Raw genomic sequence first — 25,906 nt, forward strand, 5'->3', positions numbered from 1 at the left:
GGAAAAGATCAGTCTGTGCCGCGGTAGGGCTCGACATATTGCAGGGCCATATCCCACGGGAAGAAGATCCACGTATCCTGGCTGACTTCGGTGATGAACGTATCCACCATCGGGCGGCCTTTGGGTTTGGCATAGACAGTGGCAAAATGCGCCTTGGGGTACATCGCACGCACCAGTTCCAGTGTTTTGCCGCTGTCGACGAGATCGTCGATGATCAAAACGCCTTCACCATCACCCATCAGATCGGCATCAGGGGCTTTCAGCACCTCGGCTTCGCCTTGTTCCTGATGGTGATAGGACCGCACGCTAATCGTGTCGACGGTGCGAATGTCCAGCTCACGGCTGGCGATCATGGCTGGGGCCATACCACCGCGTGTGATCGCAACAACCGCGCGCCAAGCACCGTCGTCCGGTCCTTGACCATCCAGCCGCCATGCCAGAGCACGGGAATCGCGATGGATTTGGTCCCAACTGATGTGAAAGCCTTTTTCGTGAGGCAGACGGTCCTTGGCGCTCATTGCGTTAACCCTTTTCAACGTCCGGGGCGTCGACGGCTTTCATACCGACGATGTGATACCCCGAATCTACGTGCAGATTTTCGCCCGTGACACCACTGCTGAGATCGGACAGCAGATACAGCGCTGATTTACCGACATCGTCGATGGTCACGTTGCGGCGCAGGGGCGAATTATACTCGTTCCACTTCATGATATAGCGGAAGTCACCAATACCGCTGGCTGCCAGCGTCTTGATCGGACCGGCCGAGATCGAGTTCACCCGGATACCGTCTTTGCCCAGATCCTCGGCCAGATATTTGACCGATGCTTCCAGCGCGGCCTTGGCGACACCCATGACGTTATAGTGCGGCATAACCTGCTCGGCACCGTAATAGGTCAGAGTGATTGCACTGCCGCCTTCGGACATCATCTTTTCCGCACGCTGCATGACGGCGGTGAAAGAGTAGACCGAAACATCCATGGTCAGCTTGAAATTCGCCCGGCTGGTATCGACGTACCGACCACGCAGCTCATTCTTGTCGGAAAAACCAATCGCGTGAACCACGAAGTCCAGCTTGCCCCATTTCTGTTCCAATTCCGAGAACAGAGCATCAATCGAGTCCTCGTCACCCACATCACAGGGAAGAACAATTTCACTGCCCAGCTGCGCCGCCAGCGGATCGACCCGCTTTTTTAGGGCATCGCCCTGATAGGAAAAGGCCAATTCGGCCCCGGCATCGGATAAAGCGCGGGCAATGCCCCATGCGATCGATTTATCATTGGCCAGTCCCATGATGAGGCCGCGTTTGCCGGCCATCAACTGATTTGACATGTTTGGTTCTCCGCCTGTCTTCGCGATTTGTTGCGTTGGTTTATGCCATTGGATGCGCTGCATCAAGGCCGCGTACTCTTGCCCGCAGCGGGTTCTCGCCCTAGGGTGGCCAAGAATAGTTTCCGGGGGATGGAAATGACCGAGCGTGACGGCATCTTCGCCGGCTCCGATCCGTTTGAAATAGCGGGGCGGTGGCTGGGTGAGGCCAAAGACAGCGAACCGAACGATCCCAATGCAATAGCGTTGGCAACCGTCGATTCTGACGGCATGCCGAACGTGCGTATGGTGCTGTTGAAAGAAATCGAATCCGGTGCCTTCGTATTTTACACCAACTACGAAAGTGCCAAGGCGGCCGAATTGGATTCGGCGGGCAAAGCAGCTTTTGTAATGCATTGGAAATCATTGAGGCGGCAAATCCGCGTTCGTGGTACAATAACCCGCGAAAGCGGGGCGCAAGCCGATGAATATTATGCGTCGCGCTCGCTAAAAAGCCGTCTTGGGGCTTGGGCTTCGAAACAGTCTCAGCCTCTTAGCAGCCGGGCTGCTTTGATGGCAGAAGTTGCAAAGGTGACCGCGAAATTGGGGCCGAACCCACCGCGACCACCGTTCTGGGGCGGGTACAGGTTAGTGCCGAGCGAGATCGAGTTTTGGGCCGATGGTGCATTCCGGTTGCACGACAGGTTTCAGTGGCGCCGGGATCAGGAAGACTCGGCATGGGATGTACAAAGGTTGAATCCATGACATTCGCGTATCGTGAAATGCAACACAAAGAAATCAAAGGATTTTTTCAGCTTGAATTTGCGAGCCAATCCCATACACATCGGACCCTTAACGAACTATTAATTTTCGCGATAGGAATGCTGTGCCGGAAGACCTGAACAATATGTACCGCGTTCGAGGACACGTGAAATGGTTTGACCCCGCTAAGGGGTACGGGTTTGTTGTGTCCGACGAAGGTGGCCCGGATATTCTGTTGCATGTGAACGTGTTACGTAACTTTGGTCAAAGCTCGGTCGCCGATGGCGCCGGGATCGAGATCATGACGCATCGCACTGACCGCGGCGTTCAGGCGGTTGAGGTTGTCAGCGTAGACCCACCGGCGCGCACCGACTCAATGATGTTGGCGGATTTCGCGGAACTTGATCCGGTTGTGATCGCGGAGGCTCCTTTGGAAGCGGCGCGGGTGAAATGGTTCGACAAGGGCAAGGGTTTTGGCTTTGCCAATGTTTTTGGTCGGGACGAAGACGTTTTCCTGCATATCGAGGTGCTGCGCCGATCTGGTCTGGCTGATCTGCAACCAGGCGAAGCGTTGGCGATGCGCGTCATTAATGGCAAACGCGGGCGTATGGCGGCTCAGGTCTTGGCCTGGGAAGCTGCACTGGACGAATAATACCAGATGATCAGACTGTTAACGGTTCTTGCAAGTGTGACAATGCTGTGGGCCGGTAACGTGCTGGCTGCGTGCCAGGTGGATCGTGTCGGGATGCGGAACGACAAAACTCAAGTCAGTTTCAACGTCGAGCTTGCAATCAGTCCACAGGATAGGGCGCGTGGATTGATGTTTCGCGAGTCGCTGCCGCAGCGGTCTGGAATGCTGTTCGTGTTCGATCCGCCGCAGCCAGTCGCCTTTTGGATGAGAAACACGCTGATTCCCTTGGATATCATTTTTCTGGATCGCACAGGCGCTGTTGTTCATGTGCATGACAACGCGATTCCCGGGGATGAATCACTGATCGAAGGCGGAGATTCGGTGTATGCAGTCCTGGAAATCAACGCTGGATTAGCGGCGCGTTACCTGATCACCCCAGGAACACAGATGCAGCACGAAATTTTTTCGCAAGGTCCTGCAATTTGGCCCTGTTAGGGCTTTTCAAATCAGAATGGCAACGTTAGGAAGGCGCACGGTCCGGGGCGTGGCGCAGTCTGGTAGCGCACCTGTTTTGGGTACAGGGGGTCGTAGGTTCGAATCCTGCCGCCCCGACCACTTCTTCCTCTTATGTTGGTGAACCACCCATCTTTTGGAACAGCGCGCCCAACGCTTGATCCAGTGCTTTGCTCTCTACGGGAACTTTGACGGCTGGGCCCTGTTTTTGCGGCACATTGAAGAACAATTCGGCATCCACGCGATACCCGGTAGTGTTCTTGGTCGACGTCATGCGCATGACGCTTTTGGGCAGGTCCTGCGGGTAGCCATCATAATTGAGAATCAGAAACGCGGTGGTGTCCGGAGGAAGAAACTCCTGGCACTCAAACACCCGATTCCCCACTTTTTCGAACTTTTCTCCTGGCCCAGCGCATTGAGTCTCAAAGGTGTCAAACAACCGTTCGGGATATGTTTCAAACTGCGCGCTGCGGGTCGGAGGGGGCATATCTTGTGGTGCGCAGGCCACGATAAGGGCCATTGCGGGCAGAAATCGAAACGCGGTCATCCACTCTGACACTCTCGATTTTCTATTCTGCACGTTATGCCTCCTGTCTGGCCGCGCGACCGGTGGTGTTGTGATTCTCATTCAGCCTATCCACCTTACAGCGGGATTATCAAATGCTGGTAACTCTGCTGATAAAAACAGTTAATCCTGTTGCGCGATTTTCAAGTGCAGTGCTTTATCCCGTGGATGAACCTGTGGAGGAATCGGAATCCAACGCCCGCGGACCCTTGGGAACCGTTTGGTCAACAAAAAAGATTTCAAAAATGAATGAAAATGGCGTTGACGATCTATGGCCGAATACGCCAAGTTGTATGGGCCGAAAGACATGCCACTAAATCTGGTAGCATAACCAGGGTAAGGCATAGGGCGAGGGTCGGAAAGCACATCTATTAAACGTGCAACCGTATAAGCGGTTTCGCGCTGTTAAAGACAGCGACCGGTCATTTGCGCCCAATTTTCAGGCATGGCGTGCGGATCGCTGAAATGCATCTGACGCGAACGGACAAGTTGATTGAATCTAGGGCTGCGGACATGAAGATTGACAGGAAATTCACCAAATCGGGGCAAGATGCATACGCAGAACTGGATTTTGTCTCTGCGACATCTGAGATACGGAACCCGGACGGCACCATTGTTTTCCGACTGGACGAAATCGAGATCCCCGCAAAGTGGAGCCAGGTCGCCAGTGATGTCATCGCTCAGAAATACTTTCGTAAGGCTGGCGTTCCGTCGGCTCTGAAAAAGGTCAAGGAAAAGGACGTTCCCGAATTTCTGTGGCGCTCAGTTCCTGCAGAAGGTGCTGAATTCGGTGGCGAAACCTCGTCCAAGCAGGTGTTCGACCGCTTGGCGGGCGCTTGGGCGTATTGGGGTTGGAAGGGCGGCTATTTCTCGACCGAGGAGGATGCGCGCGCTTACTTTGACGAGATGCGTTATATGCTGGCGACTCAGCGCGCCGCACCGAATAGCCCGCAGTGGTTCAACACAGGTCTGCACTGGGCCTACGGAATCGATGGCCCCGCGCAGGGTCACCACTATGTCGATTACAAGACCGGCAAGCTGACCAAATCGAAATCCGCATACGAGCATCCGCAGCCGCACGCGTGCTTCATCCAGTCCGTCGATGATGATCTGGTGAACGAAGGCGGCATCATGGATCTTTGGGTGCGCGAGGCGCGCCTGTTCAAATACGGCTCGGGTACCGGGACCAACTTCAGCCATCTGCGCGCCGAAGGCGAGGCGCTGTCGGGTGGCGGTAAGTCCTCGGGTCTCATGGGCTTTCTTAAGATCGGCGACCGCGCCGCTGGCGCGATCAAATCAGGCGGAACAACCCGTCGAGCAGCAAAGATGGTAATCGTCGATGCTGATCACCCTGACATCGAAAAATTCATCGAATGGAAGGTGATCGAAGAGCAAAAGGTGGCCTCGATCGTTGCCGGATCGAAGATGCACGAGAAGATGCTGAACGGCATTTTCGAGGCCATCCGCAGCTGGGACGGCGCACAGGACGATGCGTATGATCCCAACAAGAATGACAGCCTGAAGAAAGCGGTTCGCGAAGCCAAAAAGGTTGCGATCCCAGAAACTTACATCAAGCGCGTTTTGGATTACGCCAAGCAGGGCCATGACAGTATTGAGTTCCCGACCTATGATACGGATTGGGATTCGGAAGCGTACAGCTCGGTGTCGGGCCAGAACTCGAACAACTCGATCCGTGTGACCAACGCATTCCTGACCGCCGTTGAGAAAGACGCCGATTGGGAATTGATCAACCGCACCGATGGCAAAGTCTCGAAGACCGTCAAGGCGCGGGATCTGTGGGAAAAGGTTGGCCACGCCGCATGGGCTTGCGCCGATCCCGGCATTCAGTTCCACGACACGGTCAACGAATGGCATACGTGCCCCGAAGATGGTGCGATCCGCGGTTCGAATCCGTGCTCGGAATACATGTTCCTCGATGACACTGCCTGTAACCTGGCGTCGATGAACCTGCTGACCTTCCTGAAGGATGGTGAGTTCCAGGCGGCGGACTACATGCACGCTTCGCGCCTTTGGACACTGACGCTGGAAATCTCGGTGACAATGGCGCAGTTCCCATCCAAGGAAATCGCGCAATTGTCTTATGATTTCCGCACTTTGGGTCTGGGATACGCCAACATTGGCGGCCTGCTGATGAACATGGGCTACAGTTACGACTCGGATGAGGGGCGCTCGATCTGTGGCGCGCTGACGGCGATCATGACCGGTGTGGCCTATGCAACCTCGGCCGAGATTGCAGGCGAGCTTGGGCCGTTCAAAGGGTATGAGCGTAACGCAGACCACATGCTGCGCGTCATCCGTAACCACCGCCGCGCATCGCAAGGAGTGACCGATGGTTATGAGAAACTGGCCGTAAAGCCGGTGCCACTGGACCATGGTAACTGCCCGGACAAGCGTCTGATCGATCTGGCCATGTCCGCTTGGGATGAGGCGCTGAGCCTCGGTGAGAAGAACGGCTACCGGAACGCGCAGGCCACCGTGATTGCGCCCACCGGCACCATCGGTCTGGTGATGGATTGCGACACCACTGGGATCGAGCCTGACTTTGCGCTGGTAAAGTTCAAGAAGCTGGCCGGTGGCGGTTACTTCAAGATCATCAACCGTTCGGTGCCTTCCGCTCTGGAAAAGCTGGGCTATTCCTCGTCGCAGATCGAAGAAATCGTCGGTTATGCGGTTGGTCACGGCACTATCGGCAACGCGCCGGGGATTAACCACACCTCGCTGACCGGTCACGGTTTTGGCCCAAATGAGCTGGCCAAGGTGGACGCCGCGCTGGAAAGCGCCTTTGATATCCGGTTCGTGTTCAATCAGTGGACACTGGGCGAGGATTTCTGCACCGGAGTTCTGGGCATCCCGGCGACCAAGCTGAATGACCCGACTTTCGACCTGCTGCGCCATCTGGGCTTTACCAAGGCGGATATCGACGCGGCGAACGATCATGTCTGCGGAACCATGACGCTGGAAGGCGCGCCGCATCTGAAGGAAGAACACTATTCGATCTTTGACTGCGCCAACCCGTGCGGCAAGAAAGGCAAGCGTTTCCTTGGGGTTGATAGCCACATCACCATGATGGCGGCGGCGCAGAGCTTTATCTCGGGTGCGATCTCGAAGACGATCAACATGCCAAATGACGCGACCATCGAGGACTGCCAGAAGGCATACGAACTGTCATGGTCGCTGGGTGTGAAGGCGAACGCGCTGTATCGTGATGGTTCGAAACTGTCGCAGCCTCTGGCGGCGGCGCTCGTCGAGGATGACGATGAAGCCGCTGAAGTGCTTGAAAGCGGATCGGCGCAGGAGAAAGCCGTCGTTCTGGCCGAAAAAGTGATCGAGAAGGTTGTGGTCAAGGAAATCATCCGCAGCCACCGCGAGAAACTGCCACATCGCCGCAAGGGCTATACCCAGAAAGCGATCGTGGGCGGCCACAAGGTCTATCTGCGAACCGGTGAGTTCGAAGACGGCAAGTTGGGCGAGATCTTCATCGATATGCACAAGGAAGGCGCTGGCTTCCGGGCGATGATGAACAACTTTGCCATCGCTGTCTCGGTTGGCTTGCAATATGGCGTACCGCTGGAAGAGTTCGTCGATGCGTTTACCTTCACCAAGTTCGAACCGGCGGGGATGGTACAGGGCAACGACTCGATCAAGAATGCGACCTCGATCCTGGATTACATCTTCCGCGAACTGGCCGTGTCTTATCTGGACCGAACCGATCTGGCCCACGTGAAGCCCGAAGGTGCAACCTTCGATGATCTGGGCCGGGGCGAGGAAGAGGGTGTCTCAAACGTCTCTGAAATCAGTGAAAGTGCAGCGACTAAGTCGCTGGAAGTGCTGAAACAAATCAGCTCAACCGGGTATCTGCGCAAGCGTCTGCCGCAGGATCTTGTCGTCTTTAACGGCGGTCAGGCCGAGGTGAACGGCATGGCGGAAACCGCCGCATCGTTCGAGGCTCCGGTCGCGGAAACAGCGGTTGCCACAGGCATGGATGCTCGCACCAAAGCCAAGATGCAGGGCTACGAAGGAGACCCGTGCGGCGAATGTGGAAACTATACGCTGGTGCGCAACGGCACCTGCATGAAATGCAACACCTGCGGCGGGACCAGCGGGTGTAGCTAAGGCAAACGCCCCGCCACGCGGGGTGTAGGGACCTGAATTTCCCCTCGGATATTCGGTCCCGACGAATACGGGGCAAGGCATAGCCTGAGACTTACCACTAGGCGTCTTGCTCCACTCGGTCGACATGCCCGTGTCGGCCGGGAACAGGGTGGGGCGGAATATTTGCTCTTTCCCACTCTTTCACGGGGCGGGTGCGCTCGTCCCATGCGCAGTCCAGGCCGCAGGCAAAAAAACACCGGGCGGTCAACGAAATGAGCCTGGAAGGCGAAACTGACAGGGGGCTTCGGCCCCCTTTCTTTTTTCAACCGTGAATGGGAAATTAGGCAGGGTTCTGCCAGATTGTGCATTCCTCATCGGGCAAGACCCGCCGAGACGTGATGGGGGAATTTTGCCCAGCGGCTCGCCGCAGACGCGACTCGGAAAAACACGCAAAGATTGGCGCGAAAGTGGCTTAGTCCCGCAATGCGGGTGACAGCAGCCCGGCGTGCGGTGTTTGTAGGGCTTGTCCGGACGCAAACATGCAAAAAACTCAATCAGGAGGCATCACAATGAAACCACAAACTCTGGCCGCTATTTCCGCCCTTGCCTTTGGACTGCCGACGCTGGCCGTCGCACAATCCTCGGCAGATACAAATGGAGACGGCGTTTTGACCATCGAAGAAGTGCAGGCGGTTCTGCCTGAAGTGGACACGGATGGTTTCTCGGCAATGGATGCCAACGGCGACGGCGCGCTGGATGAGGCCGAGATTGCCGTGGCACAGGAAGCAGGATTGCTGCCGCCAACCGACGGCTAACACATTAAAGAAAGCGGCCAGAGGATTTCTGGCCGCTTTTCAATATCTTATTGGGAGAGGTGAATATTGAATCTGGTCCGAAGTTCAGCATCCAGAAGTGGATCAAAGCGCGCCGGTGACGGCATCGACAAGATCTCTTCCTTCCGCTTGATCGCCTTTTCGATCAGATCGGGTTTGCCAAGCTCGGCCCATTCCTTGGGTGAGGTGCGGTCACCGAAAACGGGATAGACATAGTCCGCCTGCATCCGGCTGAGCGTGGCATCGGTGCCCAGATAGTGACCCGGCCCGCCAATGCAGACCTCGGCGATTTGGTCCAAGGCCAAGGTTTCGTCGGTGACTTCGATCCCGCGTACGCAGCGCTGTGCCTGACCGATCAGGTCGTCACTGAGGATCAGGCTCTCATGGCAAAAGCCCAGCAACGATGCATGCATGCCCGCCGCTTCGTATACCATGTTCAAACCTGACAGGCCCGCCATGACGTTGGAACACATCTGCTCCCACCCGGCCTGCATATCGGGCAGCTTTGAGTCCGATGCTCCAGCCGCAGCACCACCCGGCAGGTCATAAAACCGATGCATTTGCGCGCAGCCGGCCGTCAGCAGGGCCTGTTCGCCCGAACCGATTGACATCGCGCCTGTGCGCAGGTCCAGACCAAAAGGCCAAGTGCCAAAAACTGCCGGTGCGCCGGGGCTTACGGCATTTACGTAAACCAGACCGGCCAGACATTCCGCAGTGGCCTGTGTGATCGCACCGGCAATGGTCGAAGGTGCAGTCGCGCCAGCCATGCCAGCAGACAGTAGCAGAACCGGCATCCCGGCCTTGATGCACTCTTCCATCACTTCGCAACTTTCGGTCGCGAATTTCATCGGGGGCACGACAAAACAGTTCGAATTCGACACGAAGGGCCGCTCACGAAACTTGTCTTCGCCGCCGGCGATCATGTGGAGCATTTCCACCGCGGGGGCAACGTGGCTGGGTTCGGTAAAGGACGTACCGATATGTTTGAAGCTGCCTGAACAGGCGGCGTAGATCGTGTTCAGGTCCATTTCCAGATTGTCCGCGATGTCGCGGCAAACCATGGGGCGCTGAACAAAATGGATGTTTTCTAGCTGTTCGCAAATGCGCGCAGCATCGTGCAGATCCTGAACGGTCGAGTCGCGGTATTCCCGCCCGTGTACATCCACCATGCTGACGGCAGCACCGGCGGTGCCGTAGTGAACCTTAGTGCCAGACAACTCTAGGTCGGTCTTTCCATCGCGGCTGTACAGAGTGACCGAGCGGTTGGCCTTGGCAATCGTGTCTTCCACCAACGCGCGCGGGAACCGGATGCGGCCATCGTCACCCAGGATGCATCCGGCGCCGACCAGGTAGTCGATGCCGCTTGGCGGGGCATCCGCCAGACCAATGGTTTCCAATGCGGTCAAGGCGGCTTCGTGGATGCGCTCGATTTGGGCTTGGGTCAGCACATTGAGAGTGCCGCCTTCCATACCTGCACGGACAGGGCGCAAATGTTCGGGCAGTGCAGTTGCACGGGCAGCACGACGCGCGGCGCGACCGCCGGTGCGGGATGAGGTGCGGGTTTGATCGTTCATGGTTCGGATTCCGATGGGTAATTGGCTGTCAGAAGGGTTGATCTAAGCCTCTGACGGCCGCCCACGTGCCGCACGACCACGATCCGCACCAATGGTGCGGCTGACCAGTCGAATCTTCCAAACGTCGTTTTGCATGCAGGTCCTCACCTATTGACCTGAAGTTTCCCGATGTACCTGATCACAATCTGTTCTGTTTGCGACCTGGGCGCCTAAAAGCGAAGTATACATGAAGATGTCACACTCTTCTTTTGTCTGCTCAAGTTTTTTTCTTTGGCACCTGAAAATCTGTTATAGTTCCTTCACTTATTTAAGAGTGGTTTGTGATCTCAATTGAAATTTAATGATCATGTACCAAGTTTTTGAGTTAACATGACTTAACCGAACGTCTCTGCGGCGAAAGGTTTTTTAGGAGAGATTAATGAAAGCCCTTAAGGCCCTCAGTCTCACAACATTGGTGTCCCTCGCGACCCCGGTATTGGCTGAGGATTGGACCGGGGCTTATGCAGGTTTTAGCTTTGGATATGCAGATGCCGAAGGCCCGAATGGCTCCAGCGGCGATGATCTGACCTTCGCGCCACATATTGGCTATGACCGCGACTTCGGGAATTTTGTTTTGGGCGGCGAGCTTGAATACAATAGCCTGTCTTTGGACTTGGGGCAGGGCGAGGGTTCCCTGGACAGCATGACCCGCCTGAAGCTGCGCGGCGGCTATGATTTTGGCCCGGCTTTGGGCTATGTTGTGATCGGTGCGTCGCGGGTCGATAGCTCAGTCGATAACGATACCGCTGCTGTGTATGGAATTGGCGTGGCCTATCCCATCGGCGACCGCTTTGTCATCAGCGGCGAAGCGTTGCGGCAGGAGTTCGACGATGTCACCCGATCAGATGGCGCCCTGGATTCGAATGTCTTTAACCTGCGAACCTCATTCCGGTTCTGACACCCGTTAACTGGCCGCGGCGTGACGACCGGCTATTTCCGTTGCAAATTCGCAAATCCTTGACAAAGCGGACCCGAACCGTTCGTCATCAATGGTCATGGCCACACGGATATGGCCGGCGGCGGCGGACCCAAAACTCTCACCCGGCATCACGGCAATGGCGTGCGTATCCAGCAGCGCGTTGGCGAATGCTTCTCCGCTGAGACCCGTGGCGCGGATATCCAGCATCAGGTACATGGCCCCCTGCGCTGGAACCAACCCGACAGTGTTCTGAGTGCTCAGAATACCCACGGCGAGTGCGCGCCGCCTGCGGAACGGCGCAGCGATTTGATCTTCCAGCACGTTACCTGCGTTCAGGGCGAAACTAGCAGCGTCCTGAATAAACCCGGGAACCCCATAGGTCGTATGCGTAGCGAGGTTGATCAGATGCGCGATTACATCCTCTGGCCCAACAATCCATCCACAACGCGAACCCGTCATGGCGTGCGACTTGGACATCGACCCAACCACCAGCGTACGTTCGGTCATACCCGGCAGAGTGCGCGGCGAAATATGTGAGCCTTCCCAAACCTGTGTGTCATAAACCTCATCCGAAATCAGCCAAAGATCCCGCTTGCGACAGACCTTGGCGATCCCTTCAAGCGTTTGACGGGAATAGACGACCCCGGTGGGGTTGTTTGGTGTGTTGATCAGCAGGGACACAGCGCCATCCGCGACCGCGTCAATCTGCTCGGCACGCGGTTGAAATGCGTCTTCGGCGGTTGTCTGAATCGCCCGCGCTTCCGCTCCGACACCGCGGATCGTACCGGGATAGGTGGCATAATATGGATCCAGATACAGACCAACATCGCCTGGATCGCAGACCGCAACATGGGCAGCGAACAAGGCGGATTGCCCACCAGGCGTGATCAAAACATTGTTTCTGGTCGTGGGAACTCCGGTACGCGCCTGCAGCCGGGCGGCCACGGTATCGCGCAGCAAATCCGTGCCTGGCACCATCGCGTATCCGGTGTGGCCTTGCCGCGCCGAATGGTCCATGGCTTCCAGAATCGATGGGTCGGTTCGGATGTCATGTTCACCAATGGTCAGTTCGACTACAGCATAGCCGTCGCTGACCATTCGACGGGCACGATAGAACACGTCCCAACCGTCACTGCCGCCGCCGGTCAGATGAGTAATACGCTGCGACAATTTCATGACCCGCCTCCGTCTGGTGTTCTGCGCCGAAAGGGCCAGAGCCGTTGCAGAATGTCAATCGGCGAAACAGATGGTTGGAACTCAAGGCTTGGCGAAAGGCGGTCGCCGTGATACTGGGACAATATGAACCCGATGACCTGCATCATTATTTGCTGCATTACCTGCTGATACTTCAAGCGGGCCGGTTTCTTTCGTTTTCATCCCTGAGACAAGTTGCTAAGCCCGCGTTAACGCGACCAGCCATGCTGTCTTTAGGAGCCGACCGATGACGACGATCAAACTGCACAACACCCGGACGCGGACGAAAGAGGATTTCGTGCCGATCAGTGCCGACAATGTGCGGATGTATGTCTGTGGGCCCACCGTTTACGACCGCGCCCATCTGGGCAACGCACGGCCTGTAGTGGTGTTCGATGTGCTCTACCGATTGTTGCGACACACCTATGGTGCGGATCACGTGACTTATGTGCGCAATTTCACGGACGTGGATGACAAGATCAACGCGACTGCGCTGGCACGGCAACAGGCGGGGGCTGAAGGCACGTTGGAGCAGCTGGTTCAGGAGCGCTCGAATGAGACCATCGGTTGGTATCTGCACGACATGGGCGCGCTTGGGGCGCTAGAGCCCAATGAGATGCCGCGCGCTACGCAATACATTGCGCAGATGATCGCGATGATCGAAGACCTGATCGCCAAGGGCCATGCTTACGCGGCCGAGGGCCATGTTCTGTTTGCCGTGGACAGCTGGAAAGAGCATTACGGCGAATTGTCAGGCCGGTCCGTCGACGACATGATCGCGGGCGCTCGGGTTGAGGTGGCGCCTTACAAGAAAAACCCGATGGATTTCGTGCTGTGGAAGCCCTCGACCGAAGAATTGCCAGGGTGGGATTCCCCTTGGGGCAGGGGGCGTCCGGGCTGGCACATAGAATGCTCGGCCATGAGCTATGAGCTGTTGGGCAAGAGTTTTGACATCCACGGTGGTGGCAATGACTTGATGTTCCCGCATCATGAGAATGAGATCGCGCAGAGCAAGTGCGCCCATCCGCATGGTGAGTTCGCAAAGGTCTGGCTGCACAATGAAATGCTGCAGGTGGAAGGCAAGAAGATGTCCAAATCTCTGGGCAATTTCTTCACCGTCCATGATCTGCTGGAGCAGGGCGTCCCGGGTGAGGTGATCCGCTTTGTCTTCCTGCAAACCCACTATCGTAAGCCGATGGATTGGACTGAGAAGAAGGCGCGTGAAGCCGAGGCGACGCTGCGCAAGTGGCGGGCGCTGACGTCGGGCATCGAGCCCGCCGCCAGCGCGGCACCTGCAGTTATCGCAGCGCTTAGTGACGACCTGAACACTGCGGGTGCTTTGGCTGAACTCCACCGTCTGGCTGCGGATGGAGATGCCGTTGGTTTGTTGGCCAGCGCACAATTGCTTGGTCTCTTGACCCCCGAGATGGGGGCGTGGGCGGATACCACATCGACGGATTTGTCGGCACATGCGGACCGGTTGGCAGATGCGCGGGTCATTGCGATGCAAAGCAAGGACTTCTCGGAAGTGGACCGTCTCAAAGCCGCCTATCTGGCTGCTGGGCTTGAGGTTCGTATGAGCAAGGATGGTGTCGAACTGGTGCCCGGTGCTGGGTTCGACGCTGCCAAGCTGGAGGGGGTGTGATGACCAAAGACCGCCTCTACCTCTACGACACCACCCTGCGAGACGGGCAACAGACGCAGGGCGTGCAGTTTTCGACCTCTGAGAAGGTGCAGATCGCACAGGCGTTGGACGCGCTTGGTGTCGACTATATCGAAGGCGGTTGGCCGGGCGCGAACCCGACTGACAGCGCGTTTTTCGATGTTGCGCCCAAGACTTCGGCCCGTTTGACCGCATTTGGCATGACTAAGCGGTCGGGCCGGTCTGCTGAAAATGACGATGTTCTGGCCGCGGTGATGAATGCAAACACGCAGGCGGTGTGTCTGGTGGGCAAGTCGCATGATTACCACGTGACCCACGCGCTGGGAGTTTCGCTGGAAGAAAATGTCGAGAACGTCCGCGCCTCCGTCGCGCATATCGTGGCACAGGGTCGTGAGGCTCTGTTTGACGCCGAGCATTTCTTTGACGGGTACAAGGACAACCCCGGCTATGCGGTTCAGGTGTGTCAGGCGGCCTTGGACGCCGGTGCGCGCTGGGTTGTGCTGTGCGACACCAATGGCGGCGCACTGCCCGCCGAGGTGACGCGGATCGTGACCGAAGTGATTGCCGCCGGATTGCCCAGTGACCGCTTGGGCATTCACACCCACAACGATACCGAAAACGCTGTGGCTTGCTCTCTGGCCGCTGTCGATGCGGGCGCGCGGCAGATACAAGGCACGCTTAACGGGTTGGGTGAGCGATGCGGTAATGCGAATCTGACCGCTCTGATCCCGACTTTGCTGTTGAAGGAGCCCTATGCGTCGAGTTTCGATATTGGTGTTAGTGAGCAAGCTCTGGCCGGTTTGACGCGGGTCAGTCGGATGCTGGACGATATCCTGAACCGGGTGCCCAGCAAGCAATCGGCCTATGTCGGCGCCTCGGCCTTTGCGCATAAGGCAGGGCTGCATGCCAGCGCGATCCTCAAGGACCCATCGACTTATGAACATGTCGATCCGGCCTCTGTCGGGAATGCGCGGATCATTCCGATGTCGAACCAGGCGGGGCAGTCGAACCTGCGCAAACGCCTGACCGAGGCCGGTCTGTCCGTCGAAATGGACAACCCGGCGCTGGGGCGCATTCTGGATCGGATCAAGCAGCGCGAGGCTGAGGGGTATTCCTATGACACCGCGCAGGCCAGTTTTGAGCTGCTGGCACGTGATGAGTTGGGGCAGCTGCCCGAGTTCTTTGAGGTCAAGCGCTATAAGGTGACCGTTGAGCGGCGCAAGAACAAGTACAACAAGATGGTCAGCCTATCCGAAGCCGTCGTTGTTGTGAAAGTCGACGGGGAAAAGAAACTGTCGGTTAGCGAGTCTTTGGACGAGGACGGCAGTGACCGGGGGCCGGTGAACGCGCTGGCCAAAGCGCTGGCCAAGGATCTGGGGCAGTATTCGCAGATTTTGTCCGACATGCGTCTGGTCGACTTCAAGGTACGCATCACGCAGGGCGGCACCGAGGCGGTGACCCGCGTGATAATCGACAGCGAAGACGGGCAGGGGCGGCGTTGGTCGACCGTGGGCGTAAGCGCGAACATAGTCGATGCCTCGTTCGAGGCGCTGTTGGACGCGATACAGTGGAAACTGGTGCGCGATTGCGGGTCACAGACGGCGGTGGCCGAGTGAGCGTAGATTTTGATGATGACGTTAAGGCCTGCGCAGCATTGGTGCATCGCGCCGATCCTGATCGGTTTATGGCGGTCATGGCGGCACCCGTTGCGGTACGGCCTAAACTGTTCCCGCTCTATGCGCTGAATGTCGAGGTTGCTCGGGCCCCTTGGGTCACGCAAGAGACAATGATCGCTGAAATGCGCCTGCAATGGTGGCGCGATGCGCTGCAAGAGATTGCCGAAGGTAAGGCGGTGCGCCGGCATGAGGTTGTGACGCCTCTGTCGCAGGTCCTGTCGCCCGATCTGGCGGCTACGTTGGATGAGTATGTGGCCGTAAGGCGTTGGGACATTTACCGTGATCCGTTTGAGGACGAAGCGCATTTCGACACCTATATCAACCATAGCGCCGGATCCTTGATGGTCGCAGCCGCGCAGGTTCTGGGTGAAGCGGACGAAGCTGTGCTGCGCGATTTCGGCTATGGCGTAGGGGTGGCGAACTGGTTTCGGGCGATCCCCGATCTTGAGGCGCGTGGTCGTATTCCTTTGCTTGACGGCACGCCTGATGGTGTTCGGTCACTGGCGCAAAAGGCCTTGGACAAACTTCAGCGCGCACGGTCAAACAGTGCAGGTATTTCAGCAGATGCCCGCCCCGCGCTTTTTGCGGGATGGCAGGCAGAATGGGTTTTGCGGCGAGTCGTGACTCGCCCAGAGCGCGTCGCCGTCGGGGACCTCGCACAGGGTGAAATTCGCCGCAGAGCGTCCTTAATGTGGTCCGTTGCCAGCGGGCGCTGGTAGGCGTCAGACCGTTTCCGGCTCAGAGGGTTTCAGAACCAACCACAGCAGCGCACCACCTGCCAGTGTCAACAGTGGGATCATGGCCAGGTTCACGGCGGTCCAGCCTTCGACTGGTGACCCACCCGAGCAGTTCATCAACCCACCCGAAGCGAGCGACGCAAGTGTCACGCCGCCAAACACCAGCAGGTCGTTCAGCCCCTGCATCCGCCCACGTTCGTTCACGTCGTGCGACGCGGCCAGCATCGTCGTGGCGCCGATAAAGCCAAAGTTCCAGCCAATGCCCAGCAGGATCAGCGCGATAAAGAAATTGCCCAACTCGACGCCTTGCAAAGCAACCACACCCGCGCCGGCCAGAATGGCGAGACCGAGGGCTACAATTTTTTCGACTCCGAACCGCGCGATCAACTGGCCCGTGAAAAAGCTGGGCACATACATCGCCAGAACATGGCTAGTGACGACATCAGCGGCATCGTTGGCGCTGTAACCGCACCCCACAACCGCAAGCGGGGTCGAGGTCATGACAAGATTCATCAAAGCGTAGGAAACCATCGCACAAATGATCGCCACGGCGATGCGTGGGGTTCTAAGCATTTCAAGCCGGGATCGTCCTTTGGGCGCGTCTTCCTTTGGCTTTTCGGGCGTCGGGATATCGAGGAAGAAAAACAGAACTGACCCAAAGACATTCATCGCGATGACAGCCAGATAGGTGCCAAAAAACGGAATCACATATGCGGTCGAGGTCAGTTTGACGATCTGCGGACCGATGATCGCCGCTGCTAGACCGCCTGCCATGACATATGAAATCGCTTTGGGCCGAAACGCGTCAGACGCCGTATCAGCAGCTGCAAAGCGGTAAAATCCATGCGCGCTCATGTAAATGCCGGTCAGCAGGCTTCCCAGCAGGAAGACCGGGAACGAGCCCAGAAACAACCCATACGCGCCGACCGCCCCGCCGCAAGCCCCCGCAGTAGCACCAACCAGAAACCCGGCGCGCCGTCCCCAGCGCTGCATGATCGCCGAGATCGGCGTGGCAGCCAGCATTGACCCCAGCACGATGAGTGAAATCGGCAGGGTGGCCAGACACGCGTTTGTAGCCAGTGAATCCCCAGCTAACCCGCCCACGATAAAGAGCATCGGCATCTGTGCACCCAGTACAGCTTGTGCCGCCACCAAAACGGCGACATTGCGCTTGGCGCGACTGGTGTCGAGGGTTGTCGTCGTTAGTGTCATGCGCCAATGCGTATCTTTGAAAAGCCTGTCGTACAAGCGGGTTGCATCTGCGACAAAGCAACCTACCGTGAGCGCGATATCATTTTCCCTGAGGGCCCATGTCTGTCGGACGCATCATTGAATCACCTGACTGTGTCGCAGAGGGCGCCGAATGGCTGGCCGCGGAATGCCCGCGGATGGCCTGGGCGATGGATCAGACTGGGCCTTTGCCCCTGCGTCGCCGTCCGGATGGGTTTGCCCAACTTCTCAGCGCTATTGTCAGCCAGCAAGTCAGCGTGGCCTCGGCCAATGCGATCTGGAAACGGCTGCAGGATGCCAAGCTCACCGGACCACGCAAGATCATGTGGGCAACCGATGACGATTTGCGGGCTGTGGGGCTGAGCCGTCAAAAGATACGCTACGCACGCGCGTTGGCTGAGGCGCGTATTGATTACAAAACATTACGCGACGCTTCTAATGCGGATGTCATCGCGACTTTGACCGAGGTGCCGGGGATCGGTGTCTGGACAGCTGAAATATACGCGATGTTCTCTTTAGGGCGCGCCGATGTGATCGCTCCGGGCGATCTGGCGCTGCAAGAGGCAGCGCGCATCCTCTATGACTTACCCAAACGTCCCACGGACAAAGAACTGCGCCAAATGGCCGAAGCTTGGTCGCCCTGGCGATCGGTTGCGGCGCGTGTGTTGTGGGCCTATTACCGGGTGGCAAAAGAACGAGAAGGGATCAGATGACACGGGTTTTGAATGCGCTCCGAAAAGAGCCGGTTTCGGGCGACACACGCTCGGTCGTTGTGTTCGTGCACGGCTATGGGGCCAATGGGGCCGACTTGCTTGGCTTGGCCGATCCTTTGGGCGAACACTTGCCCGACACGCTTTTTGTCGCCCCTGATGCGCCCGAGCAGATCCCCGGGATGCCAAATGGGTTTCAGTGGTTTCCGATCCCATGGATTGACGGCTCGTCCGAAGAAGAGGCCCGACGAGGAATGGAAATGGCGGTTGAGGATTTTAACGCCTTCCTCGATGCGCTGATGGTGGACGAGGATGTTTTGCCGGAACAGGTTGTATTGTTCGGGTTTTCCCAGGGCACGATGATGAGCCTGCACGTCGCACCGCGTCGCGAGGATCCGGTTGCCGGCATCGTTGCCTTTTCGGGACGGTTGCTAGAGCCCGATCTGCTGCCCGACGAGACGGTCAGCCGGATGCCGATTCTGCTGGTTCATGGTGACATCGATGATGTGGTGCCGCCGCAATCCTTGCCCGCCGCCGCTGAAGCGCTGCAAGAGGCCGGGTTCAAAGAGGTTTACGCTCATGTGATGAAGGGTACCGGCCACGGAATTGCGCCGGACGGCCTGAGTGTCGCGCTGGCCTTCATGCGCGACAAACTGAGCCTGTAGGGATGATCGCGGTCCGCCCCATGATGCCAGAAGATGTGGCCACAGCCTGCCGCATCCTCAATGAGATCATCGAAATCGGGGGCAGCACCGCGTTTGAAATTCCGTTCTCTGACGCGTTGTTCGTTCAAAGCTACCTGGAGGGCACTGACAAAATCTGCACCCACGTCGCCTTGGACGATCAAGGAGAGGTGGCTGGCTTTCAGTGGCTGGGAATGCACGACGCGTTGCCACAGGATTGCGCCGATATCGCGACCTTCACCAGACGTCATCCTGTGCTGAAAGGGGCAGGCCGGGCCTTGTTCGCGGAAACTTCGAAATTCGCGGCGGCAATGGGGTTTACAGCGATTAATGCAACCATCCGCGCCGATAACGGGATGGGTCTTGGCTACTACGACAAGATGGGGTTTCGAGACTACTCGGTCGCCTATGGCGTGCCACTGCAGGATGGCACGCCGGTTGATAGAATATCCAAAAGGTTTGATCTATCGGTGGGCGCGGCAGTCTGAGAGGTCAGCCCCACAAATGCCCTTCGGCAAATTCAACCGAATTGCCTGACGGATCGCGCACGTAAAGAGAGCGTGCGCCGTTTGGCCAGTCAAACTCGGCATCTAAGGGGATATTCCAATCCAGCAGATGTTTGCGCATCGTGTCGATCTCCGCGCGTGTCAGGATCAGACAAACGTGGCCAGGCCCGTGCGCGCCATGGGGGGGAACGGGCAAGTCGGGATTGCCCGGCGGTTTCTCGGTTTCTTCCGCGTTGAACAACAACAAGACCGAACTGCCGATCCGGAAGAATACGTGTCGATCCGTCACGCGCTGGATTTTCTCCAACGCCAGAATCTCTCCATAAAACCGTTCGGCAGCATCCAAGTCGTCGACATAGAGAGCAGCCTCAAGAATGCCGGTTGGTACTGGAATGTCGGGTGTGACTTTCATGTTGTAAGCCTATCACAACATGCAGTTTTTGTCACCGGCGTGGACGGCGGTCGCGTTTGCGTTGCGGGGCAGAGTTCAATGTCGGTATCGGTAGGCTGTCCCATTGACCTGGCTCAAGTCCCTCTAGCGACCAGTCGCCGATCCGGGCGCGGATCAGGCGCAGGGTCGGGTGACCGACGGCAGCTGTCATCCGCCGCACCTGCCGATTGCGGCCCTCGCGGATGGTCAGTTCGATCCAGCAATCGGGCACCGTTTGGCGCACTCTGATCGGCGGATTGCGGGGCCACAGCCCTGGCGGTTCATCCATCAACCGGGCTTTGGCAGGGCGGGTCATGCCGTCTTTCAGTTCAACCCCGTCTCGCAGGGCTTTCAAGGCAGCGTAATCCGGCAGACCTTCGACCTGAACCCAATAGGTTTTGGCCATCTTGTGTTTTGGGTCCGATATTTGCGCTTGCAGTCGCCCGTTGTCGGTCAGCAGCATCAAGCCTTCGCTGTCCCGATCCAACCGCCCGGCCGGGTAAACGTCTGGCAGATCGATATAGTCTGACAGAGTGCGGCGGGGCGAATCTGCGTTGGCCCGGTCGGTAAACTGCGGCAGCACATCGAAAGGTTTGTTGAAGCGAATGAACCAGGACATGACAAACGCCATAGCCCGCAGGTCAGTGAGGCGCAACCTGTGGATAACTGTTACGCAGGTGTTACAGATTCGGATTAACCAATCCCCGAGATATTGTGGAAACTCAGGGCTTGTCAGAGATTTAACACGATATATAGTTAAGTTAAGGCCGGGGCGGGTGTTCCCCGCTCTGATGTCAAAAACGGGCAGAGCAGAGCGAGGAGCGATTCTGAGATGGATGGAGACTTCAGGACCGAATTTGTCAGGGAACCCGGTGCGCTCAGGCATCATCCGGCATTGGTTTTGAACGCCGATTATCGCCCCTTATCCTATTACCCGTTATCCCTGTGGCCGTGGCAAGAGGCGATCAAGGCTGCTTGGCTGGACAGGGTGGACATAGTGGCTGAATACGACGAAGTCGTCCGAAGCCCCAGTACCGAGATACGAATACCTTCGGTCGTTGTCCTGAAAGATTATGTAAAACCTAGAAAGCGCGTGGCCTTCACGCGCTTTAATTTATTTTTGAGGGACGAATTCCGCTGTCAGTATTGTGGCAGCCGGGGTGATCTGACGTTTGACCATGTGGTACCGCGTGCGGCAGGGGGCGTCACAAGCTGGCAGAATGTCGTGGCGGCCTGCAGCCCGTGCAACCTAAAAAAAGGGTCCAAGTCATTGCGACAGGCGGGGATGACGCTGCGTAAGCCTCCGCGCCAACCGGAATCAGAGGTGTTGCGCAATATTGGGCGCAAGTTCCCGCCGAACCACCTGCATGACAGCTGGATCGACTTTCTCTATTGGGATGCGGAACTGGACGAACTTTAACGAGCGCGCCAGGCTGCGATCCAGACCAGCACCAACACGCCGGACAGGACAGCGTTCCAACCTGCCATCGACAAGCCCAACATCTGCCAGGGGATATCATCGCAACGCACCAGCGGGGCGGACATGATCTGTTCCATCAGATCTTCTGTCGACAGGCCGCCTATGTCACCGGATGTGCAGCTAGACGGGCCTTCCCACCATTTCTGCTCGACCCCCGCGTGAAAAACGCCGATTGCAGCCGTCGTTAGGGCCGCAAGCGCGCCCAACAATGGCAACAGCGTTGCCCGTGGCAGGGCCAAAGCCATTGCTCCGATTAGAACAGCGGCGCCATGCGGATAGCGTTGCCAGATACACATTTTGCAAGGCGCCAAGCCGCCGAGGTACTGAAACCCCCACGCCCCAAGCAGAAGTGCCGCAGACCCTGCCGTAGCGATCAGGATCAGAGTGTTTTTGCGAGTCATAGGTATTTCACCACGAAAAACCCGCCGAACAGCAGGATGACGAACAACGTGAACATAAGGCCCAGCCGCTTCTCGATGAAGGCCCGGATCGGTTCTCCAAAACCCCAAAGCAGACCGGCAACCATGAAGAACCGCAAGGCGCGCGCCAGGATAGAGGTGGCGATGAAAGTTCCCAGCGGCATCCCAGTCCAACCGGACATGATCGTAATGACCTTGTAGGGGAAGGGGGTAACCCCAGCTGCAAGCACGGCCCAAAAGCCGAAATCGTTGAAGCGGGTGTTGAACTCTTCCATGGCATGGGCTTTGCCCATCGACTCGAGAATCGGTTGGCCGAGACTTTCATAAAAGAACGCGCCAATGGCATAGCCCAGCAAGCCCCCCAATACCGAAAAGACCAGTGCGACCGATGCAATCAGCCAAGCCCGCGACGGGCGGGCCAGAATCATGGGAATCATCAAAACATCAGGTGGGATCGGAAAGACCGAACTTTCGATAAAAGCCACGAAGGCCAACGCCCACAATGCATGCGGATGTTCTGCCAGACGAATGGTCCAGTCATAAAGCGATCGCAACATAAGATGCTAAAATCCTGTTCTAACGTAGCGCAAGCCAAACCACGCGCCCGGCAAGGCGTCAAGCATCACCGCGAATACAAACTGGATTTTGGTTGCTTTTTGCCTCTGGACCTTCCCGGTTATGGGCGCTAATCCAATGGTCGTGGCCCAAGTGGCGGAATGGTAGACGCAGGGGATTCAAAATCCCCCGGTAGTGATACCGTGCCGGTTCGAGTCCGGCCTTGGGTACCAAAGTAAAAACAGAGGGTTAGGGAAACCTGCTCTCTGTTTTTTCTTTTTCGGCATTGCGTTTGCACACACTGCCAAATCACATCTATTCGTTTTGGTGACGTTTTGCCTGAGTCTCAGAGTCGGCGGGTTTGGATGCCTTGGGAAAGCCTGTGAAGATCAACCAGATCAGGAATCCGATATATGCGAAAACGACAACATTCAGCATGGTATCAACAAACTGTCCGCTCATGTCCGGTCCTCTCGCGATAGGCTTTTGAACAGGCAGATCACTAGGATCGGTACGATAAAGACGAACGCCATGGCCGAAAGTGCGATGATTGATCTGACCACGGAAATGTCGCCCACCAGAATCATCGCCAGCCCCAGTGCCCCCAAAATAATGCCCCAGATTGTACGGATGCGGGGCGACGGGTTCTCGTCGCCTCCGGTGCCGATCATTGCAAGTGTGAAACCTGCGCTTACGACGCTGGTTACAACGAACAGGAACGCGGCCAAAACAGTGGCGATTTGCGTCACACCGCCCAAGGGGAATTTTGAAAGCAGGGCAAAGGTTGTCGCGTCCAGATTCTCGGCGTTAACGGCGGACAGGGTGCCGTCCTGACGCAGAGTGTCGTAGAAACCCAGCCCACCGAAAATGCCGAACCACAGGATCGAGAACAAGGTGGGAGCAACGATGACACCAACCAGAAACTCTCGGATCGTGCGCCCGCGAGAGATTCGGGCGATGAAAATGCCCACAAAAGGCGACCAGGCCAACCACCAGATCATATAGTTCAGCGTCCAGCCGTGGAACCAGTCGACGATGATGTCGTCGAAGAATTCAGCTGTAGAGAATCCAGCCGGAAGAACGCCGAAGAGGTAGCGTCCGAAGCCTGACACGATGCCGTCCATCATGAACGATGTGGGGCCGAGGATCAGCAGATAGACCATCATTCCAACCGCAATCAGCATCGCGATATTGGACAGCAGAGACATCCCTTCGCCAAGGTCGCGGCGCAGCGGAATGATATAAGCCACGCAAAGCAAGGCAAAAACGGGCAGGGTTAGCACGCCAGGTGAATCAATCCCGATCAGACCAGCCAGGCCGGTTTGAATCTGGAATACGCCCATCGCCAGCGAACCGGCCAAGCCCACGGCTATCGCAACAATCGAGAGCAGATCGAAAACCCATCCCAGAGATTTGGTCCAGCGGGCCTCACCCAATGTATCGGCTACAGGGGCGCTCAGCAGTAGTGTGCGCCCTCGACGATAGGCAAAATAAGCGATGACCAGACCAACGATCGCGTAGATGGCCCAGGCGTGAAATCCCCAGTTCAGATAGGTGATGAACAATGCATGACCGGCGGCCATGGGATCGGGGTTGTATTGGCGCAGAACCTCGAAATGGGTCAGGGGTTCGGCCGCGCCATAAAACAACAGACCAACGCCCATGCCAGCTGCGAACAACATGGCGATCCAGGCAGGCGTTGAAAACTCAGGCTCGGCCCCGTCGGGACCAAGGCGGATGTCGCCAAATCGGGACAAGGCCAGATACAGCGTGACAAACAACAGGCCGCTGACCTCAAGCATGATGAACCAGCCACGGCTATTGAACTGCGTGGCCACCGCTGCGGATGCAAGCCGCCCCAGCCCTTGCGGGTCGACTATACCCCAGGCCGCAATCGCTGCGCTGATGGTCAGAGCGATGACAAGCAACGGGCTGGGGGACGCGGGCTTCATTTTAAATGGCCTTTCCTGACAGTTGCAGAACAAATTCGTTTCCAGCCCTGCGCTTACAGGTGTCTGTGAATGTCGGTTTGACACTAGAGATCACCGAACCGAGTTTCAAAAGAATTGTTCCTGACCACCCAAAAGACCTGTGAGATGGGCATTCTGGGGGGAAAGTTTTGAAAAAGCCCTCAGATATGCGGCGTGGGCGTGTCAGGCCGAGTACGGGGGTTGACAAGTTGAGTATCTGAATGAAACGTCGAAGGTGTTGGGAGATTTTGGAAATTCAGTCGCTTGTGCCTGTTGCAAGACAGGTACAGTTGGCGTACCGGCAGGTCCCGGATGGGACCGCTAACAGTCTCCCATCCACCAAAAGAATTGGGAGTTCACGAAAATGAAAAACAGCAGCAAGCTTAGCCTCGGCGCGGTCGTCACCGCGGCCCTTATGGCTCCGGCCGCGTATGCAGAGGAATTCATCACAATCGGCACCGGTGGTGTGACCGGTGTGTATTATCCGACAGGCGGCGCGATTTGTCGTCTGGTCAACAAAGGCCGCAAAGAGCACGGCGTGCGCTGCTCGGTCGAATCGACCGGTGGTTCGGTTTACAACATCAACACCATCCGCGAAGGCGAGCTGGAGTTTGGTGTGGCGCAGTCCGACTGGCAGTACCACGCCTTTAACGGCACCTCGAAATTCGAAGAGGCTGGTCCCTTCGAAGGTCTGCGCGCCGTCTTCTCGGTACACCCCGAGCCGTTCACCGTTGTTGCCCGTGCCGATTCCGGCATCACGAACTTTGAAGACATGAAGGGCAAGCGCGTCAACATCGGCAACCCCGGTTCCGGTCAGCGCGGCACCATGGAGGTCCTGCTGGGCGAAATGGGTTGGACCACCGACGATTTCGAACTGGCGACCGAGCTGAAGGCGGCTGAACAGTCTGCTGCTCTGTGCGACAACCAGATCGACGCGATGGTTTACACCGTTGGCCACCCCTCGGGTTCGATCCAAGAAGCCACCACCGCGTGTGATTCCGTGCTGGTGAATGTCAGCGGCGACGCCGTGGACAAGCTGGTTGGCGACAACTCGTTCTACCGCACCGCAACCATCCCCGGTGGCATGTATCGCGGTTCCGACGGTGACACCGCAACCTTTGGTGTTGGCGCGACTTTCGTGACCTCGGCAGACGTTTCGGAAGACGCGGTATATGCAGTTGTCAGCTCGGTCTTTGAAAACTTCGACGACTTCAAAAAGCTGCACCCGGCATTTGCAAACCTCAAGCCCGAAGAGATGATCGCGGACGGCCTGTCGGCTCCGCTGCATCCGGGTGCCGAGAAGTACTACAAAGAAAAAGGCTGGATTCAGTAAACCAGACCTGACGCAGGGTGCCCACGGGCGCCCTGCAACCTAAAGCCCGCAAAATAACGGGTGGTT

At 57.2% G+C, this 25,906-nt stretch carries 26 protein-coding genes and 2 tRNA genes; 16 read left to right on the forward strand and 12 right to left on the reverse strand.

Features of this window, described 5'->3' with window-relative positions; genetic code table 11:
• Nucleotides 1–8 precede the first annotated feature (8 nt).
• Together gpt and fabI are read right to left on the reverse strand one after the other, a co-directional pair.
• Entirely contained in the window at nt 9–518 is a 510-nt protein-coding gene (gpt, locus tag ACR0AL_RS02410) for a xanthine phosphoribosyltransferase (RefSeq protein WP_170348820.1), read from the reverse strand.
• Between the two features lie 4 nt (nt 519–522).
• Entirely contained in the window at nt 523–1,329 is an 807-nt protein-coding gene (gene fabI / locus ACR0AL_RS02415; RefSeq protein WP_170348819.1) for an enoyl-ACP reductase FabI, read from the reverse strand.
• Nucleotides 1,330–1,464: 135 nt separating this feature from the next.
• On the opposite strand from fabI, the gene pdxH reads away from it, so the two are divergent.
• The 4 genes from pdxH to ACR0AL_RS02435 all read left to right on the forward strand — a co-directional run bounded on the left by pdxH (nt 1,465) and on the right by ACR0AL_RS02435 (nt 3,313).
• Entirely contained in the window at nt 1,465–2,070 is a 606-nt protein-coding gene (gene pdxH, locus ACR0AL_RS02420) for a pyridoxamine 5'-phosphate oxidase (protein ID WP_170358619.1), read from the forward strand.
• A gap of 142 nt (nt 2,071–2,212) precedes the next feature.
• Nucleotides 2,213–2,719, forward strand: a complete 507-nt coding sequence (locus tag ACR0AL_RS02425) for a cold-shock protein (RefSeq protein ID WP_174818762.1) — start codon at nt 2,213–2,215, stop codon at nt 2,717–2,719.
• 93 nt (nt 2,720–2,812) lie between these two features.
• On the forward strand, nt 2,813–3,193 hold the full coding sequence (locus tag ACR0AL_RS02430) for a DUF192 domain-containing protein (RefSeq protein WP_480661828.1): 381 nt from the start codon (nt 2,813–2,815) through the stop codon (nt 3,191–3,193).
• A 43-nt stretch (nt 3,194–3,236) separates the two neighbouring features.
• Nucleotides 3,237–3,313: transfer RNA gene (locus ACR0AL_RS02435), tRNA-Pro, on the forward strand.
• 10 nt (nt 3,314–3,323) lie between these two features.
• On the opposite strand, the gene ACR0AL_RS02440 is transcribed toward ACR0AL_RS02435, so the two are convergent.
• Nucleotides 3,324–3,791 (reverse strand): hypothetical protein, encoded by a 468-nt coding sequence (locus ACR0AL_RS02440; protein WP_368039718.1) that lies wholly within the window; start codon nt 3,789–3,791, stop codon nt 3,324–3,326.
• Between the two features lie 498 nt (nt 3,792–4,289).
• Here ACR0AL_RS02440 and ACR0AL_RS02445 point away from each other — a divergent pair, with 498 nt between their 5' ends.
• Nucleotides 4,290–7,910: a vitamin B12-dependent ribonucleotide reductase gene (locus tag ACR0AL_RS02445; RefSeq protein WP_480661830.1), complete on the forward strand. Its 3,621-nt coding sequence runs from the start codon at nt 4,290–4,292 to the stop codon at nt 7,908–7,910.
• Between the two features lie 548 nt (nt 7,911–8,458).
• Nucleotides 8,459–8,704 (forward strand): EF-hand domain-containing protein, encoded by a 246-nt coding sequence (locus tag ACR0AL_RS02450; RefSeq protein ID WP_170348814.1) that lies wholly within the window; start codon nt 8,459–8,461, stop codon nt 8,702–8,704.
• Nucleotides 8,705–8,751: 47 nt separating this feature from the next.
• Here the strand turns inward: ACR0AL_RS02450 and ACR0AL_RS02455 are convergent, their stop codons facing one another.
• Nucleotides 8,752–10,296, reverse strand: a complete 1,545-nt coding sequence (locus tag ACR0AL_RS02455; RefSeq protein WP_480661832.1) for a trimethylamine methyltransferase family protein — start codon at nt 10,294–10,296, stop codon at nt 8,752–8,754.
• A gap of 418 nt (nt 10,297–10,714) precedes the next feature.
• Between ACR0AL_RS02455 and ACR0AL_RS02460 the strand changes: the two genes are divergently transcribed.
• A complete protein-coding gene (locus ACR0AL_RS02460) occupies nt 10,715–11,233 on the forward strand; it encodes an outer membrane protein (protein WP_170348812.1) in 519 nt (172 codons plus the stop codon).
• 6 nt (nt 11,234–11,239) lie between these two features.
• Here ACR0AL_RS02460 and ACR0AL_RS02465 read toward each other — a convergent pair whose 3' ends face one another.
• On the reverse strand, nt 11,240–12,430 hold the full coding sequence (locus ACR0AL_RS02465) for a pyridoxal phosphate-dependent aminotransferase (RefSeq protein ID WP_170348811.1): 1,191 nt from the start codon (nt 12,428–12,430) through the stop codon (nt 11,240–11,242).
• 265 nt (nt 12,431–12,695) lie between these two features.
• On the opposite strand from ACR0AL_RS02465, the gene cysS reads away from it, so the two are divergent.
• The 3 genes from cysS to ACR0AL_RS02480 are packed head-to-tail and all read left to right on the forward strand — an operon-like array spanning nt 12,696 to nt 16,506.
• A complete protein-coding gene (gene cysS / locus ACR0AL_RS02470; protein ID WP_480661834.1) occupies nt 12,696–14,093 on the forward strand; it encodes a cysteine--tRNA ligase in 1,398 nt (465 codons plus the stop codon).
• Nucleotides 14,093–15,727, forward strand: coding sequence for a citramalate synthase (cimA, locus tag ACR0AL_RS02475; protein WP_170533089.1), 1,635 nt, complete (start codon nt 14,093–14,095; stop codon nt 15,725–15,727). Before cysS ends, cimA begins: the two co-directional genes overlap by 1 nt.
• Complete coding sequence (locus tag ACR0AL_RS02480) at nt 15,724–16,506, forward strand: squalene/phytoene synthase family protein (protein ID WP_480661836.1); 783 nt, start codon at nt 15,724–15,726, stop codon at nt 16,504–16,506. Before cimA ends, ACR0AL_RS02480 begins: the two co-directional genes overlap by 4 nt.
• Nucleotides 16,507–16,509: 3 nt before the next feature.
• On the opposite strand, the gene ACR0AL_RS02485 is transcribed toward ACR0AL_RS02480, so the two are convergent.
• Nucleotides 16,510–17,736 carry an MFS transporter gene (locus ACR0AL_RS02485; protein ID WP_170358602.1) on the reverse strand — a complete coding sequence of 409 codons (1,227 nt, stop codon included), beginning with the start codon at nt 17,734–17,736 and terminating at the stop codon, nt 16,510–16,512.
• Between the two features lie 98 nt (nt 17,737–17,834).
• Here ACR0AL_RS02485 and ACR0AL_RS02490 point away from each other — a divergent pair, with 98 nt between their 5' ends.
• The 3 genes from ACR0AL_RS02490 to ACR0AL_RS02500 are packed head-to-tail and all read left to right on the forward strand — an operon-like array spanning nt 17,835 to nt 19,635.
• Nucleotides 17,835–18,467: a DNA-3-methyladenine glycosylase family protein gene (locus tag ACR0AL_RS02490; RefSeq protein WP_170348806.1), complete on the forward strand. Its 633-nt coding sequence runs from the start codon at nt 17,835–17,837 to the stop codon at nt 18,465–18,467.
• On the forward strand, nt 18,464–19,129 hold the full coding sequence (locus ACR0AL_RS02495; RefSeq protein WP_480661839.1) for an alpha/beta hydrolase: 666 nt from the start codon (nt 18,464–18,466) through the stop codon (nt 19,127–19,129). Before ACR0AL_RS02490 ends, ACR0AL_RS02495 begins: the two co-directional genes overlap by 4 nt.
• 2 nt (nt 19,130–19,131) lie before the next feature.
• Nucleotides 19,132–19,635, forward strand: a complete 504-nt coding sequence (locus ACR0AL_RS02500) for an N-acetyltransferase family protein (protein WP_480661841.1) — start codon at nt 19,132–19,134, stop codon at nt 19,633–19,635.
• Between the two features lie 4 nt (nt 19,636–19,639).
• On the opposite strand, the gene ACR0AL_RS02505 is transcribed toward ACR0AL_RS02500, so the two are convergent.
• On the reverse strand, nt 19,640–20,065 hold the full coding sequence (locus ACR0AL_RS02505) for a VOC family protein (RefSeq protein ID WP_170348803.1): 426 nt from the start codon (nt 20,063–20,065) through the stop codon (nt 19,640–19,642).
• Between the two features lie 31 nt (nt 20,066–20,096).
• Nucleotides 20,097–20,702: a pseudouridine synthase gene (locus ACR0AL_RS02510; RefSeq protein WP_480661842.1), complete on the reverse strand. Its 606-nt coding sequence runs from the start codon at nt 20,700–20,702 to the stop codon at nt 20,097–20,099.
• Nucleotides 20,703–20,915: 213 nt separating this feature from the next.
• On the opposite strand from ACR0AL_RS02510, the gene ACR0AL_RS02515 reads away from it, so the two are divergent.
• Nucleotides 20,916–21,503 (forward strand): HNH endonuclease, encoded by a 588-nt coding sequence (locus ACR0AL_RS02515; RefSeq protein WP_480661844.1) that lies wholly within the window; start codon nt 20,916–20,918, stop codon nt 21,501–21,503.
• Here the strand turns inward: ACR0AL_RS02515 and ACR0AL_RS02520 are convergent.
• The gene (locus tag ACR0AL_RS02520) at nt 21,500–21,964 is read right to left on the reverse strand and encodes a disulfide bond formation protein B (RefSeq protein WP_170348800.1); all 465 of its coding nucleotides are present in this window, start codon (nt 21,962–21,964) and stop codon (nt 21,500–21,502) included. The genes ACR0AL_RS02515 and ACR0AL_RS02520 overlap by 4 nt on opposite strands.
• Nucleotides 21,961–22,539 carry a YqaA family protein gene (locus tag ACR0AL_RS02525; protein ID WP_170348799.1) on the reverse strand — a complete coding sequence of 193 codons (579 nt, stop codon included), beginning with the start codon at nt 22,537–22,539 and terminating at the stop codon, nt 21,961–21,963. Before ACR0AL_RS02525 ends, ACR0AL_RS02520 begins: the two co-directional genes overlap by 4 nt.
• A 145-nt stretch (nt 22,540–22,684) precedes the next feature.
• Here ACR0AL_RS02525 and ACR0AL_RS02530 point away from each other — a divergent pair.
• Nucleotides 22,685–22,770, forward strand: a tRNA-Leu gene (locus ACR0AL_RS02530).
• Between the two features lie 82 nt (nt 22,771–22,852).
• Here the strand turns inward: ACR0AL_RS02530 and ACR0AL_RS02535 are convergent.
• Complete coding sequence (locus tag ACR0AL_RS02535; RefSeq protein ID WP_170394203.1) at nt 22,853–22,999, reverse strand: hypothetical protein; 147 nt, start codon at nt 22,997–22,999, stop codon at nt 22,853–22,855.
• Entirely contained in the window at nt 22,996–24,489 is a 1,494-nt protein-coding gene (locus tag ACR0AL_RS02540; RefSeq protein WP_480646721.1) for a BCCT family transporter, read from the reverse strand. Before ACR0AL_RS02540 ends, ACR0AL_RS02535 begins: the two co-directional genes overlap by 4 nt.
• Before the next feature lie 382 nt (nt 24,490–24,871).
• Here ACR0AL_RS02540 and ACR0AL_RS02545 point away from each other — a divergent pair, with 382 nt between their 5' ends.
• The gene (locus ACR0AL_RS02545; protein WP_170348796.1) at nt 24,872–25,840 is read left to right on the forward strand and encodes a TAXI family TRAP transporter solute-binding subunit; all 969 of its coding nucleotides are present in this window, start codon (nt 24,872–24,874) and stop codon (nt 25,838–25,840) included.
• The last annotated feature ends 66 nt before the right edge of the window (nt 25,841–25,906 follow it).

This window comes from Ruegeria sp. BB1, assembly GCF_056539465.1.

Excerpts from the sequence above, each read along its gene's own strand:
- gpt (WP_170348820.1), bottom strand. The coding sequence starts at position 518 with ATGAGCGCCAAGGACCGTCTGCCTCACGAAAAAGGCTTTCACATCAGT.
- fabI (WP_170348819.1), bottom strand. The coding sequence starts at position 1,329 with ATGTCAAATCAGTTGATGGCCGGCAAACGCGGCCTCATCATGGGACTG.
- pdxH (WP_170358619.1), top strand. The coding sequence starts at position 1,465 with ATGACCGAGCGTGACGGCATCTTCGCCGGCTCCGATCCGTTTGAAATA.
- ACR0AL_RS02425 (WP_174818762.1), top strand. The coding sequence starts at position 2,213 with ATGTACCGCGTTCGAGGACACGTGAAATGGTTTGACCCCGCTAAGGGG.
- ACR0AL_RS02430 (WP_480661828.1), top strand. The coding sequence starts at position 2,813 with ATGCGGAACGACAAAACTCAAGTCAGTTTCAACGTCGAGCTTGCAATC.
- ACR0AL_RS02445 (WP_480661830.1), top strand. The coding sequence starts at position 4,290 with ATGAAGATTGACAGGAAATTCACCAAATCGGGGCAAGATGCATACGCA.
- ACR0AL_RS02450 (WP_170348814.1), top strand. The coding sequence starts at position 8,459 with ATGAAACCACAAACTCTGGCCGCTATTTCCGCCCTTGCCTTTGGACTG.
- ACR0AL_RS02455 (WP_480661832.1), bottom strand. The coding sequence starts at position 10,296 with ATGAACGATCAAACCCGCACCTCATCCCGCACCGGCGGTCGCGCCGCG.
- ACR0AL_RS02460 (WP_170348812.1), top strand. The coding sequence starts at position 10,715 with ATGAAAGCCCTTAAGGCCCTCAGTCTCACAACATTGGTGTCCCTCGCG.
- ACR0AL_RS02465 (WP_170348811.1), bottom strand. The coding sequence starts at position 12,430 with ATGAAATTGTCGCAGCGTATTACTCATCTGACCGGCGGCGGCAGTGAC.
- cysS (WP_480661834.1), top strand. The coding sequence starts at position 12,696 with ATGACGACGATCAAACTGCACAACACCCGGACGCGGACGAAAGAGGAT.
- cimA (WP_170533089.1), top strand. The coding sequence starts at position 14,093 with ATGACCAAAGACCGCCTCTACCTCTACGACACCACCCTGCGAGACGGG.
- ACR0AL_RS02485 (WP_170358602.1), bottom strand. The coding sequence starts at position 17,736 with ATGACACTAACGACGACAACCCTCGACACCAGTCGCGCCAAGCGCAAT.
- ACR0AL_RS02490 (WP_170348806.1), top strand. The coding sequence starts at position 17,835 with ATGTCTGTCGGACGCATCATTGAATCACCTGACTGTGTCGCAGAGGGC.
- ACR0AL_RS02495 (WP_480661839.1), top strand. The coding sequence starts at position 18,464 with ATGACACGGGTTTTGAATGCGCTCCGAAAAGAGCCGGTTTCGGGCGAC.
- ACR0AL_RS02500 (WP_480661841.1), top strand. The coding sequence starts at position 19,132 with ATGATCGCGGTCCGCCCCATGATGCCAGAAGATGTGGCCACAGCCTGC.
- ACR0AL_RS02505 (WP_170348803.1), bottom strand. The coding sequence starts at position 20,065 with ATGAAAGTCACACCCGACATTCCAGTACCAACCGGCATTCTTGAGGCT.
- ACR0AL_RS02510 (WP_480661842.1), bottom strand. The coding sequence starts at position 20,702 with ATGTCCTGGTTCATTCGCTTCAACAAACCTTTCGATGTGCTGCCGCAG.
- ACR0AL_RS02515 (WP_480661844.1), top strand. The coding sequence starts at position 20,916 with ATGGATGGAGACTTCAGGACCGAATTTGTCAGGGAACCCGGTGCGCTC.
- ACR0AL_RS02520 (WP_170348800.1), bottom strand. The coding sequence starts at position 21,964 with ATGACTCGCAAAAACACTCTGATCCTGATCGCTACGGCAGGGTCTGCG.
- ACR0AL_RS02525 (WP_170348799.1), bottom strand. The coding sequence starts at position 22,539 with ATGTTGCGATCGCTTTATGACTGGACCATTCGTCTGGCAGAACATCCG.
- ACR0AL_RS02535 (WP_170394203.1), bottom strand. The coding sequence starts at position 22,999 with ATGAGCGGACAGTTTGTTGATACCATGCTGAATGTTGTCGTTTTCGCA.
- ACR0AL_RS02540 (WP_480646721.1), bottom strand. The coding sequence starts at position 24,489 with ATGAAGCCCGCGTCCCCCAGCCCGTTGCTTGTCATCGCTCTGACCATC.
- ACR0AL_RS02545 (WP_170348796.1), top strand. The coding sequence starts at position 24,872 with ATGAAAAACAGCAGCAAGCTTAGCCTCGGCGCGGTCGTCACCGCGGCC.